Source organism: Enterobacter sp. 03-F-07-AD-ECC (assembly GCF_047530935.1).
Classification (GTDB): Bacteria; Pseudomonadota; Gammaproteobacteria; order Enterobacterales; family Enterobacteriaceae; genus Enterobacter; species Enterobacter cloacae.
In genome coordinates this window covers 337637-351791 of the sequence record NZ_JBLKBZ010000001.1, presented here as the reverse complement: position 1 = coordinate 351791, position 14155 = coordinate 337637, and the positions used below count along the sequence as shown (strand labels likewise).

The following is a 14155-nucleotide window of genomic DNA, read 5'->3' as shown; positions in this document are numbered from 1 at the left end:
GCGCTAAATCAATCTCCCTCTACTTTGTCAAAAAAAGCCCTTTTCACCGCCCGGACACAGGCATAACCTTAAACATGTATATCAAATATAACTTTAACAGGTGTGATTATGTTTTGTGTGCAATGTGAACAAACTATCCGTACCCCGGCAGGCAATGGCTGTTCTTACGCGCAGGGTATGTGCGGTAAAACCGCAGAAACATCAGACCTGCAGGATCTGCTGATTGCTGCCCTGCAGGGACTTTCCGCCTGGGCATTCAAAGCCCGCGAGTACGGTATTGTCGACCACTACGTAGACAGCTTTGCGCCGCGCGCCTTTTTCTCCACGCTGACTAACGTTAACTTTGATTCGCCGCGCATTGTCGGGTACGCCCGTGAAGCGATTGCCCTGCGCGAAGCGCTGAAAGCGCAGTGCCTGAATGCCGATGCCAGCGCCCGCGTGGACAACCCGATGTCAGAACTGCAGCTGGTGAGTGACGACCTGGGCGAATTACAGCGTCAGGCCGCAGAATTTACCCCGAACAAAGACAAAGCCGCGATTGGCGAGAACATTCTCGGCCTGCGCCTGCTGTGCCTGTACGGCCTGAAAGGTGCCGCAGCCTATATGGAGCACGCGCACGTGCTTGGCCAGTACGATAACGACATCTACGCGCAGTACCACAAAATCATGGCGTGGCTGGGCACCTGGCCTGCCGATATGAATGCGCTGCTTGAGTGCTCCATGGAAATCGGCCAGATGAACTTCAAAGTGATGAGCATTCTGGATGCCGGTGAAACCAGCACCTACGGTCATCCAACGCCAACGCAGGTCAATGTGAAAGCGACCGAAGGCAAATGTATTCTCATCTCCGGCCACGACCTGAAAGATCTCTACAACCTGCTGAAGCAGACCGAAGGCACCGGCGTTAACGTCTATACCCACGGCGAAATGCTGCCCGCACACGGCTACCCGGAACTGCGTAAATTCAAACATCTGATCGGGAACTACGGCAGCGGCTGGCAGAATCAGCAGGTTGAATTCGCCCGCTTCCCGGGCCCGATTGTGATGACCTCTAACTGCATCATCGACCCGACCGTCGGCGCGTATGATGACCGCATCTGGACCCGCAGCATCGTCGGCTGGCCGGGCGTGAGCCACCTTGAAGGTGACGATTTCGGCCCGGTGATCGCCCAGGCGCAGCAGATGGCAGGCTTCCCGTACAGTGAAATTCCGCACCTCATCACCGTTGGCTTTGGCCGCGAAACGCTGCTCGGCGCCGCAGACTCGCTGATTGACCTCGTCAGCCGTGAAAAACTGCGCCACATCTTCCTGATTGGCGGCTGTGACGGCGCACGCGGTGAGCGTAACTACTTCACCGATTTCGCCACCCGCGTGCCAGAAGATTGCCTGATCCTGACGCTGGCCTGCGGTAAATACCGTTTCAACAAGCTGGACTTCGGCAACATTGAAGGGCTGCCGCGTCTGGTGGATGCTGGTCAGTGTAACGATGCCTATTCAGCCATCATTCTGGCGGTCACGCTGGCGGAGAAACTGGGCTGCGGCGTGAACGATCTGCCGCTGTCGCTGGTGCTCTCCTGGTTCGAGCAGAAAGCGATTGTGATCCTGCTGACCCTGCTCTCTCTGGGCGTAACCAATATCGTCACCGGCCCAACCGCGCCAGGCTTCCTGACGCCGGACCTGCTGGCCGTGCTGAACGAGAAATTCGGTCTGCGTTCCGTGACCACCGTAGAAGAAGATATGCAGCAACTGCTGAGCGCGTAAGGAGTATTTCATGACCATGCCAACCTCTCAGTGCCCGTGGCGGATGCAGGTTCATCACATCCATCAGGAGACGCCGGATGTGTGGACGCTGTCGCTGCTGTGCCATGACTACTACCCGTACCGTGCCGGTCAGTATGCGCTGGTCAGTGTCCGCAACTCCGCGGACACATTGCGCGCCTATACGATCTCCTCGACGCCGGGCGTGAGCGAATACATTACGCTCACTATCCGCCGCATCGATGACGGTGCAGGCTCGCAGTGGCTCACGCGCGACGTCAAGCGCGGGGATTACATCTGGCTGTCTGACGCGCAGGGGGAATTTACCTGTGACGACAAAAGCGAAGATAAATTCCTGCTGCTGGCCGCGGGCTGTGGCATCACGCCGATCATGTCAATGCGTCGCTGGCTGGCCAAAAACCGCCCGCAGGCCGACGTGCAGGTGATCTACAGCGTGCGCTCGCCGGACGATGTGATCTTTGCCGATGAGTGGCACAACTATCCGGTGACGCTGGTGGCAGAGCACAACGCGACGCACGGTTTTGTCGAGGGTCGTCTGAGCCGCGAGCTGCTGCAAAGCGTGCCCGATATAGCGAACCGTACCGTGATGACCTGCGGCCCGGCACCGTATATGGAGATTGTGGAACAGGAAGTGAAAGCCCTGGGCGTAACCCGCTTCTTCAAAGAGCAGTTCTTCACGCCGGTGGCGGAGGCGGCAACCAGCGGGATTCAGTTCACCAAACTGCAACCGGCACAAACCTTCTTTGGCCGCGTCGGCACCACGCTGCTGGAGGCGCTGGAAAGCAATAAGGTGCCGGTGGTAGCTGCCTGTCGCGCGGGCGTATGCGGTTGCTGTAAAACGAAGGTAGTCTCCGGGGAGTACAGCGTGACCAGCACCATGACGCTGACCGATGCAGAAATTGCTGAAGGTTATGTGCTGGCGTGCTCATGTCATCCGCAGGGGGACCTGGTCCTTGCATAAACGATAAACGTTAAATGTTCGATCGTAGGCCCGGTAAGCGTCAGCGCCACCGGGCTTTTTGTCGGGTGGCACTACGTTTACCCGACCTACAACAACCCTATCGCCACGCAGGACCTTTCCCTACCGCGTACCGCCCTGCCCCTAAAAACGCCACCGCCAGCGAGCCGATAAAGAAATACACCAGGCTCTCAATGGCCCACGCACCGACGGCATCGAGTGCAAAGGTTTTGCCCGTGCCCACCATCAGCCATGCCACAATCATGGTAAACGCCAGTACCAGCGCCGCCGGGCGCGTAAAGAGGCCGACAATGATCAGGATCGGTGCCACCACTTCGCCAATCAATACGCCGTAAGCAATAAACCCCGGCAGCCCTTTTTCCACCAGCAGGCCGCTGATGAAGCCCACACCGCCAAATAACTTGTGTAATCCGTGAAACAACATCAGCCCACCGACGGCAAGTCGTAACAAGAGTTTGCCGAGATCGTCGCACGTTAGCTTTTCGTTTACAGCAATTAACAATGATTTAACCATCTGAAATGATTCCCGTTTTCACCCAATCTGTCGCCAGATTATGCCGAATCATTGCCGGTGAAAACCACCCTGAAATGAGGGGTATTATGCAGGCAATACAGTGACTTTCTTCTAAGCTTGTAAGCGATATCACAAAAAGGAGACGGACAACCATGAAACAAACCGTGGCTGCATACATAGCGAAGACCCTTGAACAGGCAGGTGTAAAACGTATCTGGGGCGTAACCGGCGATTCACTGAACGGGCTGAGCGACAGCCTCAACAAAATGAAAACCATTGAATGGATGCCGACCCGTCATGAGGAGGTCGCCGCCTTTGCCGCCGGGGCTGAAGCACAGCTCACCGGGGAGCTGGCCGTCTGCGCCGGATCGTGTGGCCCAGGGAACCTGCATCTGATTAACGGGCTGTTCGACTGTCACCGCAATCACGTGCCGGTGCTGGCAATTGCCGCCCATATTCCCTCATCTGAAATCGGCAGTGGCTATTTTCAGGAGACGCATCCGCAGGAGCTGTTCCGTGAATGCAGCCACTATTGCGAGCTGGTGTCCTCGCCGGAGCAGATCCCGCAGGTTCTGGCGATAGCCATGCGCAAGGCGGTGCTGAACCGCGGTGTTTCTGTGGTCGTGATCCCGGGGGATGTGGCGCTCAAGGCTGCGCCCGAAGGGGCCAGCACCCACTGGTATCACGCCCCCCAGCCGGTCGTTACCCCAGCTGAAGAGGAGCTGAAAAAACTGGCGCAACTGCTGCGTTACGCCAGCAATATCGCCCTGATGTGCGGCAGCGGCTGTGCTGGCGCGCACAAGGAACTCCTTGAATTTGCAGGTAAGCTAAAAGCCCCAATTGTTCATGCCCTGCGCGGCAAAGAGCACGTTGAGTACGATAACCCCTACGACGTGGGCATGACCGGGCTGATCGGTTTTTCGTCCGGCTTCCATACCATGATGAATGCCGACACGCTGATCCTGCTCGGTACCCAGTTCCCCTATCGCGCGTTCTACCCGACGGATGCCAAAATCATTCAGATCGATATTAACCCGGCCAGCATCGGTGCACACAGCAAGGTCGATATGGCGCTGGTGGGCGACATTAAATCCACCCTTGCCGCCCTGCTGCCGCTGCTGGAAGAGAAAACGGATCGTAAATTCCTCGACAAAGCCCTGAGCGATTACCGCGATGCGCGTAAGGGGCTGGACGATCTCGCCAAACCGAGCGACAAAGCGATCCACCCGCAGTATCTCGCGCAGCAGATCAGCCACTTCGCGGACGACGATGCCATCTTTACCTGCGACGTCGGCACGCCAACCGTCTGGGCGGCACGCTACCTGAAGATGAACGGCAAACGCCGCCTGCTCGGCTCGTTCAACCACGGCTCGATGGCCAACGCCATGCCGCAGGCGCTGGGCGCCAAAGCCACCGCCCCGGAGCGTCAGGTGGTGGCGATGTGCGGTGACGGCGGATTCAGCATGCTGATGGGCGATTTCCTCTCGGTGGTGCAGATGAAGCTGCCGCTGAAAATCGTGGTCTTCAATAACAGCGTGCTGGGCTTTGTGGCGATGGAGATGAAGGCCGGGGGCTATCTGACGGACGGCACCGAGCTGCACGACACCAACTTTGCCCGCATTGCCGAAGCCTGCGGCATAACCGGTATCCGCGTGGAGAAAGCCTCCGAGGTGGATGAAGCCCTGCAACGGGCGTTTTCCATCGACGGCCCGGTGCTGGTGGATGTGGTGGTCGCCAAAGAGGAGCTGGCCATCCCGCCGCAGATCAAGCTGGAGCAGGCCAAAGGCTTTAGCCTCTACATGCTGCGGGCGATCATCAGCGGCCGCGGCGATGAAGTGATCGAACTGGCAAAAACTAACTGGCTCAGGTAAAACATTTCGCATGACCTCTTAAAATAAAGGGATGTGAAATGATTGATTTACGCAGTGATACCGTTACCCGTCCGAGTCGCGCCATGCTCGAAGAGATGATGGCCGCCCCGGTCGGGGACGACGTCTACGGTGACGATCCAACGGTCAACGAACTGCAGCGCTATGCCGCAGAACTCAGCGGTAAAGAGGCCGCCCTGTTCCTGCCCACCGGAACGCAGGCCAACCTGGTGGCGCTGCTCAGCCACTGCGAACGCGGTGAAGAGTACATCGTCGGCCAGGGAGCGCATAACTACCTGTACGAAGCGGGCGGCGCGGCGGTGCTCGGCAGCATTCAGCCGCAGCCGATCGACGCCGCACCGGACGGCACTCTCCCGCTCGACAAGGTCGCCGCAAAAATCAAAGCCGACGACATCCACTTCGCCCGCACCAAATTACTCAGCCTTGAAAACACCCACAACGGCAAAGTCCTGCCGCGCGAGTACCTCAAAGCGGCGTGGGAATTTACCCGCGAGCGCAGGCTCGGCCTGCACGTGGACGGCGCACGAATCTTTAACGCCGTGGTAGCCTACGGCTGCGAGCTGAACGAGATTACGCAGTATTGTGACTCGTTCACCATCTGCCTCTCAAAAGGGCTGGGCACCCCCGTGGGTTCTCTGCTGGTGGGCGATGCGGACTACATCAAACGCGCCAACCGCTGGCGCAAGATGACCGGCGGCGGCATGCGCCAGGCCGGTATTCTGGCCGCAGCGGGTCTGTATGCCCTTAAAAACAACGTGGCACGTCTGCAGGACGATCACGACAACGCCGCGTGGATGGCCGGGCAACTGCGTGAAATTGGCGCCGACGTGATGCGACACGACACCAACATGCTGTTTGTTCGCGTGGGTGATGAGCACGCCGCTGCGCTTGGGGAGTTCATGAAAGCGCGTGGCGTACTGATCAACGCGTCACCCGTTGTGCGTCTGGTGATGCATCTCGACGTCAGCCGCGAGCAGCTGTTGGACGTCGTGAAACACTGGCAGGCGTTTTTACAGCGTTAAGGAGCAGAACGTGCCGCAACGTATTCTGGTGCTCGGTGCCAGCGGGTATATCGGTCAGCATCTGACCACGGCGTTAAGCCAGCAGGGGCATCAGGTGCTGGCAGCGGCACGCAACACGGAACGCCTGCAAAAACTAAACCTGCCTGGCGTCACCTGCCACAACGTCGACCTTAACTGGCCTGAGTCGCTGCCCGCGCTGCTGGAAGGGGTCGACACGCTGTATTACCTGGTGCACAGCATGGGCGAAGGCGGCGATTTTATCGCCCACGAACGTCAGGTGGCCCTGAACGTCCGCGATGCCCTGCGGCAAACGCCGGTTAAGCAGGTGATTTTTTTAAGCTCGCTCCAGGTGCCCGAAAATGAGCAGTCGGACCACCTGCGCGCCCGTCAGCTTACCGCGGACACCTTGCGCAGTGCGGATATCCCCGTCACCGAACTGCGGGCGGGGATCATCGTCGGCGCGGGCTCTGCCGCCTTCGAAGTGATGCGCGATATGGTCTACAACCTGCCGGTACTCACCCCACCGCGCTGGGTGCGGTCGCGCACCACGCCGATTGCCCTGGAAAACCTGCTGCATTACCTGGTGGCGCTGCTGGACCATCCCGCCGAACGGCACCGCGTGCTTGAGGCCGCGGGGCCGGAGGTGTTGAGCTATCAGGAACAGTTCGAGCATTTTATGCGCGTCAGCGGCCGCCGACGCTGGCTCATCCCCGTTCCCTTCCCGACCCGCTGGATCTCCGTGTGGTTTTTAAACGTTATTACCTCGGTGCCGCCGACGACAGCGAAAGCGCTGATCCAGGGGCTGAAGCACGATCTGCTGGCGGACGATGGCGAACTGCGCGCATTAATTCCGCAGACGCTGATCCGTTTTGACGACGCGGTACGCCATACCCTGAAAGAAGAAGAGAAGCTGGTGAACTCCAGCGACTGGGGCTACGACGCGCAGGCGTTTGCCCGCTGGCGGCCGGAGTACGGTTATTACCCGAAACAGGCGGGCTGCACAGTGAAAACCTCGGCCAGCCTGGCATCACTGTGGGAGGTGGTGAACCAGATCGGCGGCAAAGAGCGTTATTTCTTCGGCAATATTCTCTGGCAGACACGCGGAGCGATGGATCTGCTGGTGGGCCACCGGCTGGCGAAAGGGCGCCCTGCGCAGCCGTACCTCAAAGTGGGTGATACGGTCGACAGCTGGAAAGTCATCATCGTCGAACCGGAAAAACAACTGGCACTGCTGTTCGGCATGAAAGCGCCAGGGCTGGGACGGCTCTGCTTCACGCTGAAAGACAAAGGCGATTGCCGTGAACTGGACGTCCGCGCCTGGTGGCACCCACATGGGATGCCCGGTCTGTTCTACTGGTTACTGATGATCCCCGCACATCTGTTTATCTTCCGCGGGATGGCAAAACGGATTGCGCAACTGGCAGAACAAAAAACGGAAAAGAACTAAATAAAACTCGCTTTCTTTCACCTTTCCCATTGCAACCCGCCGTAATTCACGAAAGAATGCGCACGAAATTCTTTTCAACACAGTGGATTGTTATGAAGGTACTGGTTACCGGGGCGACCAGCGGCTTAGGCCGAAATGCGGTCGAATTTCTGCGCAACAAAGGCATTAGCGTCAGGGCTACCGGTCGCAACGAGGCGATGGGTAAGTTGCTGCAAAAAATGGGCGCAGAGTTTGTCCATGCCGACCTGACGGAGCTGGTCTCCTCTCAGGCGAAAGTGATGCTCGCCGGAATCGACACCCTGTGGCACTGCTCCAGTTTTACCTCTCCGTGGGGAACCCAGGAAGCCTTCGATCTCGCCAACGTGCGCGCCACACGCCGTCTGGGCGAGTGGGCCGTTGCCTGGGGCGTGCGTAACTTTATTCACATCTCCTCTCCGTCGCTCTACTTCGACTACCACCACCACCGGGATATCCAGGAAACGTTCCGTCCGGCCCGTTTTGCCTGTGAGTTTGCCCGCAGCAAGGCGGCCAGCGAAGAGGTGATCGACCTGCTGGCGCAGTCGAACCCGCATACGCGCTTTACGATCCTGCGTCCGCAAAGTCTTTTCGGACCGCACGATAAAGTGTTTATTCCGCGCCTCGCGCAGATGATGCACCACTACGGCAGCGTGCTGCTGCCGCGCGGCGGTGATGCGCTGGTGGACATGACTTATTACGAAAATGCCGTGTACGCCATGTGGCTGGCGAGCCAGCCGGACAGCGATAAACTGGCGTCCGGTCGCGCGTATAACATTACCAACGGCGAACCCTGCCGCCTTCGCACCATTGTGCAGCGCCTGATCGACGAGCTGCACATCGACTGCCGCATTCGCTCGGTGCCTTATCCTATGCTGGATATGATTGCCCGCAGCATGGAGCGTTTTGGCAGCAAAACCGCCAAAGAGCCTGCGCTGACGCATTACGGCGTGTCGAAGCTGAATTTTGATTTCACGCTGGATATTTCGCGCGCGGAGAACGAGCTGGGGTATAAGCCGATTGTGACCCTGGATGAAGGGATTGTGCGTACCGCGGCATGGCTGCGGGACCATGGGAAGTTGCACAGGTAGTTAATCTGGTGCGGGCTGATGCCCTCACCCCGGCCCTCTCCCACAGGGAGAGGGAGTAAAGACTAAAACGGCAACCCGAAGGTTGCCGTTTTGCTTTTACAGAGCCGTCCAGGCCTCAGACCATGCCAGACCTGCGCCTGGTTCATAGTACATTGGTGCGTTGTTACACCAGCCGCTGTACGGGAACGGTTTGCACTGGAACAGTTTACCGTGGTTGTTCACGATATCGCCTGCGCTGTACTTGCTGTTCGCGCTCCACGCCGGGTAAGAGCCGGAAGTGCCTTCGTCCTGAGACGGGGTGGCTGCTTTGGCTTTTACGTTCAGCAGGTATGTGGTGGTGCTGCTCAGCTCGCCGTCGCTGACGGTCAGGCTGATTTCATACTGCTGCGCCGTCGCGGCTTCAGGCGCGTTGAAGGTCACCACCGCTTTATCGTCGCCAGTAACGGTCTGGCCGTCCTGGGAACGCCAGGTGTAGGTCAGCTTGTTGCCATCTTCGTCGGTAGAGCCTTCTGCGCTCAGGGAGACCTGCGCACCGGCTTCAACCGCACCGATCGGACCGGCAATCTGCGCTACAGGCGCATGGTTTACCACCGCCGGGATGTCGTCTGGCACAGGTGCCGGGGTTTCATCCGGTGTTGGTGTCGGCGCTGGCGTCTCATCTTCAGACGGGGCTGGAGCAGGAGCCGGTGTTTCATCCGGCACGACCGCGGAACCGTCGTCGTTAACGATGTTCACGTTAAAGAACTTCTGTACACACTTGGTGTAGTCGCCGTCTTTGAACGCGCTAAATGGCGTCTGGTAACCCACCAGCTGGCAAGCGTAGGTCTTGCCATCTGGGGTATCCGCGCTCCATCCCCAGTCCTGTTCCCAGTAGATCTTCAGGGCGCCTGCGCCACCTTCATCGAACTGCTTCATGTTGGCACAGCCAAGCACTTCGTCAGCCGGTACAGGGACTTTCAGGTAGTTAGCGAACTCTTTGTAGTATTTGATACGGTTCTGAGACTGAGCAATTTCAGTCGGGCCACCGCACTCTACGCCGCCGTTGATGATCTGGGTGGTCACGCCAAAGCCAGGGACAAGACCATTGGCTTTATCGTGGTCGTTCGGCTGCCAGGTGCCGTCGATAACCTGAAGCATGCTTGGTTTTGGCGGCTGTGGATAGGCGAAGAAGAAGATGGCGCTCGCCAGGTTCAGCCAGGTGTCGGCCACCAGCTCAGGTTTGTCGAGCAGCGTGCGGACATCGCCGTACATTGCTTCAGAGAATGGACCGTAGTTGTAGTTGTAGGACAACTGCTTAGCGCCGCGGCCAAAGTAGCTCAGGAAGTCGCCATCTTTGTCTTTACCGCACGGCCAGGTCTGACCCTGCCAGACGTCCGGGTTACACTCCCCGTTATAGCCGCCCTTCTGGCCTTCGCTCCAGCCCATCTCACGCACATAGACCAGTGCCTGACGCCATTCCGGCTCCGGACGCCAGCTTTCGTGGCCGCCGGTTTCCTGTGCGAAGTGAGCAAACATGGTTGCCAGCTCTTTACGGCAGATAGCTTCGCTGTCGCGGCCATCGTTGTAGGTATCACACAGCGCCGGGAATTTACCCACGGCTTTCAGGAAGTTACTGTAGCTGTAATCCTTCGCGCGCAGCGGGAACAGGTATTCCCAGTCGCTCTCTTTAAGGATCCCTTCAACGCGTTTCACGTTTACCGGGTTGGCTGCACGGCCTGGCTCAATCTGCTCGACCTGAGCGTTGTCCAGCGTACGGATGGTATCCTTCACGGATTTCATCAGTGGGAAATCGGTGAGCTCTTTTTCCTTTTTAGCCAGATCGCTGGCTTTCATGGTGTAAGGCACACTGCTTTCCGCCTTCAGCATGGTGGCCTGAGCAATTACCGGCGCTACGCAGGCACCGGCAATAAGCACGCTCAGTAATGTCCTTTTATTCATCTCGGTTATTCCTGTTAATTTCGATAAAGTTAAATAAATCTAAATTCATTTATTAATCCGTTAATAAATAAACTTCAGACAGCTGCTTTTCATTTTCTGAAGAATACGGGGGGGTACTCTTCAAAAAACAAAAAACTCACCAGTTGGTTCTGTCGCGGGCGGCTAATTTTAACTGCTGATACTTTTTCCAGACCTTATGGGCATAGACCATGCGCTTAGGGTAATTTTCTTTTTTAAGCCCGGCGTTATACGCACCTACCGCTTCCCAGTTGTATCCATAAACCTTAATCATGCCTGACAAAATAGAGGCGCCGACCATAATGGAGGTGCAGGGCTCTGTCATCAGACGGTTTTCATTAATGCCTTTGCGTTCAAGTTCAGGAAAGTGCGAGCTGTTGATTTGCATTAATCCGACATCGCGCGTTCCGTCATGATTGATGCCAATGGCGTACGGGTTCATTCCCGATTCCACATTCGCGATGGCATAAAGTAAAAACGGATCAATATGATAATAATGCGCCGCTTTATTCCAGCAATTTGCAAATGCGCTATGACTTAATATCAATAACAAAAACAGAAACCTTTTCATTCTTCACCTGCGTGGCCGTTTTTTATTCTCCTCAAACACGTCCTGTTAAATTAGTGGAAGGTACTGGCCACACCCGAAGCGGGGTGTGACCAGTGATTGTGGGCCGATATCACACCCACAATTTCAAGCTCAGAAGATTATTTGCAGTCTGCTGACGCGCCTTCTTTCACCCATACATCGCTGTTGCCTGGTTTGTCACCTTTTGTCCACCATTTCGCGCGGTACTCGAAACCTTGATAGGTTGTCTTGTCACCACCGTTGTAGACCATGTCGGAGCGCCAGTTCATTTTCACCTGGCTGACCAGTTCCCATGCATCGGCGTTAAAGCCAGGTTTGTTGCCCTGAGTCCAGTACTTCGCTTTCCATACCAGATTATCGGAGCTGACCATGTCGCCGTTGTTGTAGATTTTGCTGGATTCCCATGCCGCGTATTTGCTGGCATTGGCATCTACCGGGTTATCGCAGCTGCCGGTTGCAGTGCCTTCATCAGATGGGGTGTTACCTTCATCGGATGGCGTGTTGCCTTCGTCAGACGGGGTATTGTCTTCATCAGGCACAACCGGGGTGGCTTTCGGCGTTACGGTAACCTGTACGTTAGACTGTACGCTGGTTTTACCGTCGCTTACGACAACGCTCAGGGTGTAGGTTGAGTCAGTTGTAACGTCCGGCGCGGTGATCTGTACGCTGGAGGTATCAGTACCGGTCGCGTGCATATCAGATGGTACGCTCCAGGCGTAGGTCAGTGCATCACCGTCTGGATCCGCTGCCTGCACGTTCAGCGCGTAGGTCTGACCGGCTTCCAGAGTGACGTTCTGCATCTGGTTAACCACAGGGGCCTGGTTGGCTTTCGGCGCTTTGTTCACAACCTGAACGTCAGCGGTGCTGCTCAGACCTTTTGGATCGGTCACGGTCAGACGGAATGCCAGGGTCTGGTTGCTGGTCACAGCGCCAACAGAGAAGGTCGCTTTCGCTTTGGTGCTGTTGGTCAGGGTAACGCTTGGGCCAGAGATCTGGGTCCATTTGTAGGTCAGCGCATCGCCATCAGGATCGGTGGAGGCAGAGCCATCCAGAGTCACGGTCGCAGGGCCGGTCACGGTTTGATCCGCCGCAGAAGCAACCGGTGCATGGTTGGTCACTACCGGATCTGGCGTGGAGCTGCCCAGCAGGCTTTCGTTCATCGCGTTCAGGATATCGCCGTTATCGGAGTCGATAGACCACGCGAACAGGCCGCCCAGGTTTTTCGCCAGAACGTACTTACCTTTTGCGGTTGCGGAACGGGCATCTTCATAAGAGATCAGCTCGCCGGTGGATTTGTTGAAGACGTATGGCGCTTCAGCGTCCGCGTCGTAGCCGTATTCCCAGCCTGGCTTGCCTTTGTACTCGTTCACAATCTGACGATAGTCAACAACGCCTGGTTCCCAGGTGCCTTTCACGCCGTCAGTCGCCGTACCGGTGAACGGGTTGTTGCCGGTATAGCCGTGAACGCCAGTCCAGCCACGACCGTACATGCCAGTACCCACCACGATTTTGCCTGGCTGTACGCCCTGCTCCAGCAGCGCGTTAACGCCATTTTCGGTGGTGTAGTTGGTGTCCGGACGCCATGCTGGTGCATGCAGCGCAGCCTGGTGGCCCAGATCGGTCATGCTCCACGCGCCGTAGAAGTCGTAGCTCATCAGGAAGATGTGATCGAGATACTGCTGCGCCGTGGTGTAATCCACGTCTTCAATCTTGTCTTTACCGGCACCGATGGCGCTGGTCAGTTCATAGGTGCGTCCGGTTTCAGCGGACAGTTCGTTCAGCATGGTACGCAGATCGCGAATCACGGCAGTATAGGTTGCCTTATCCTGCTGCGGGTTACCCAGTGATTCGTTCACACCGCCGCCGCCCGGGAATTCCCAGTCGATATCCACGCCGTCGAAGAATTTCCAGGTTTTCAGGAAGTCTTTAACAGAGGCCACGAAACGTGCACGGATCGCGGAATCGTTCATGTGATAGAACGGATCGGACATGGTCCAGCCGCCAATGGATGGCAGAATTTTCAGGTCAGGATGGGCTTTTTTCAGCGCCATCAGCTGGCCGAAGTTACCTTTGTACGGGTCGTCCCAGTTAGATACGCCGGACTGTGGTTTCTGCAGCGCAGCCCACGGGTCGTGGATCGCCACGGTGTAGTCAGGACGGCCAGCACAGGCTTTCTGCAGGTTGGCGAAGCTGTTGCCATTTTCAACAGTTTTCAGACCGTCGTTGATGCCGTCGCCGCCACAGATTGGAATGAAGCCGTACAGGATGTGGTTCAGGTTAGCGGCAGGGATTTTATCGACCGGGAAGTTACGGCCATAAACGCCCCACTCAGGGAAGTAGGCGGCAACCACTTTATCGGTATGTTTTGCGAAGGTTTTGTTGTTTTCCTGCAGAGGCGCATTCAGCGGCAGGAGGTGGCTACCGTCAGTATCCGCCACGATGATCAGCTTGCTTGCGCTTTTGGTACAGCCGCTGTTGTTACAGAGTTCAACCTGCTCCTGGTAGCGACCACCTTTTTTCACTTTAAAGGTGGCAGAACCGGATGCACCGGCAGCACCGGACCAGACGGTCTTGCCATCCAGCAGCACTTTACCGGAGGTCGGCGCGTCGCCGCTCCAGACGTTCCACTCGACTTTTACGTCGACACCGTCGTTATGAACCTTAACAAGATTACCGTAGTCCACTACGGCCTGGTCCACTTCAACGATGGCAAATTTATCGTTACCGCTGCTGATTGAAGGCGTACCTGGCGCTGCGGCGAACGCAGAGCCGGAAACGGCTGCGACAAAGAGTGCCAGATAGGTTGGCTTCATAAATTTCATTATTAATTCCTGATAATCTTATTTTTGATAAATGAAAAGGACCATGTATTCC

10 protein-coding genes are annotated in these 14155 nt (G+C 56.9%); 6 read left to right on the top strand and 4 right to left on the bottom strand.

What is annotated here, in order from left to right:
• Window positions 1-108 precede the first annotated feature (108 nt).
• Complete coding sequence (gene hcp / locus ACMWKA_RS01700; RefSeq protein ID WP_023622157.1) at window positions 109-1761, top strand: hydroxylamine reductase; 1653 nt, start codon at window positions 109-111, stop codon at window positions 1759-1761.
• Between the two features lie 10 nt (window positions 1762-1771).
• Window positions 1772-2740: an NADH oxidoreductase gene (gene hcr, locus ACMWKA_RS01695; protein ID WP_414759939.1), complete on the top strand. Its 969-nt coding sequence runs from the start codon at window positions 1772-1774 to the stop codon at window positions 2738-2740.
• A gap of 97 nt (window positions 2741-2837) precedes the next feature.
• Here hcr and ACMWKA_RS01690 read toward each other — a convergent pair whose 3' ends face one another.
• On the bottom strand, window positions 2838-3272 hold the full coding sequence (locus ACMWKA_RS01690; protein ID WP_029883004.1) for a DoxX family protein: 435 nt from the start codon (window positions 3270-3272) through the stop codon (window positions 2838-2840).
• A 152-nt stretch (window positions 3273-3424) separates the two neighbouring features.
• On the opposite strand from ACMWKA_RS01690, the gene poxB reads away from it, so the two are divergent.
• The 4 genes from poxB to ACMWKA_RS01670 all read left to right on the top strand — a co-directional run bounded on the left by poxB (window position 3425) and on the right by ACMWKA_RS01670 (window position 8736).
• Window positions 3425-5143 carry a ubiquinone-dependent pyruvate dehydrogenase gene (gene poxB, locus ACMWKA_RS01685; RefSeq protein WP_023343670.1) on the top strand — a complete coding sequence of 573 codons (1719 nt, stop codon included), beginning with the start codon at window positions 3425-3427 and terminating at the stop codon, window positions 5141-5143.
• A gap of 38 nt (window positions 5144-5181) precedes the next feature.
• The gene (gene ltaE / locus ACMWKA_RS01680) at window positions 5182-6183 is read left to right on the top strand and encodes a low-specificity L-threonine aldolase (RefSeq protein ID WP_020689923.1); all 1002 of its coding nucleotides are present in this window, start codon (window positions 5182-5184) and stop codon (window positions 6181-6183) included.
• Between the two features lie 10 nt (window positions 6184-6193).
• Window positions 6194-7630: an SDR family oxidoreductase gene (locus ACMWKA_RS01675; RefSeq protein WP_013097337.1), complete on the top strand. Its 1437-nt coding sequence runs from the start codon at window positions 6194-6196 to the stop codon at window positions 7628-7630.
• 92 nt (window positions 7631-7722) lie between these two features.
• Window positions 7723-8736, top strand: coding sequence for an NAD-dependent epimerase/dehydratase family protein (locus ACMWKA_RS01670; RefSeq protein ID WP_013097338.1), 1014 nt, complete (start codon window positions 7723-7725; stop codon window positions 8734-8736).
• Window positions 8737-8832: 96 nt separating this feature from the next.
• On the opposite strand, the gene ACMWKA_RS01665 is transcribed toward ACMWKA_RS01670, so the two are convergent.
• From ACMWKA_RS01665 to ACMWKA_RS01655, 3 genes are all read right to left on the bottom strand, one after another.
• Window positions 8833-10674: a glycoside hydrolase family 19 protein gene (locus tag ACMWKA_RS01665; protein ID WP_013097339.1), complete on the bottom strand. Its 1842-nt coding sequence runs from the start codon at window positions 10672-10674 to the stop codon at window positions 8833-8835.
• Window positions 10675-10810: 136 nt separating this feature from the next.
• On the bottom strand, window positions 10811-11263 hold the full coding sequence (gene iagB / locus ACMWKA_RS01660) for a type III secretion system invasion protein IagB (RefSeq protein ID WP_029883008.1): 453 nt from the start codon (window positions 11261-11263) through the stop codon (window positions 10811-10813).
• Between the two features lie 137 nt (window positions 11264-11400).
• Window positions 11401-14103, bottom strand: coding sequence for a glycosyl hydrolase family 18 protein (locus tag ACMWKA_RS01655; protein ID WP_040022868.1), 2703 nt, complete (start codon window positions 14101-14103; stop codon window positions 11401-11403).
• Between the last annotated feature and the right edge of the window lie 52 nt (window positions 14104-14155).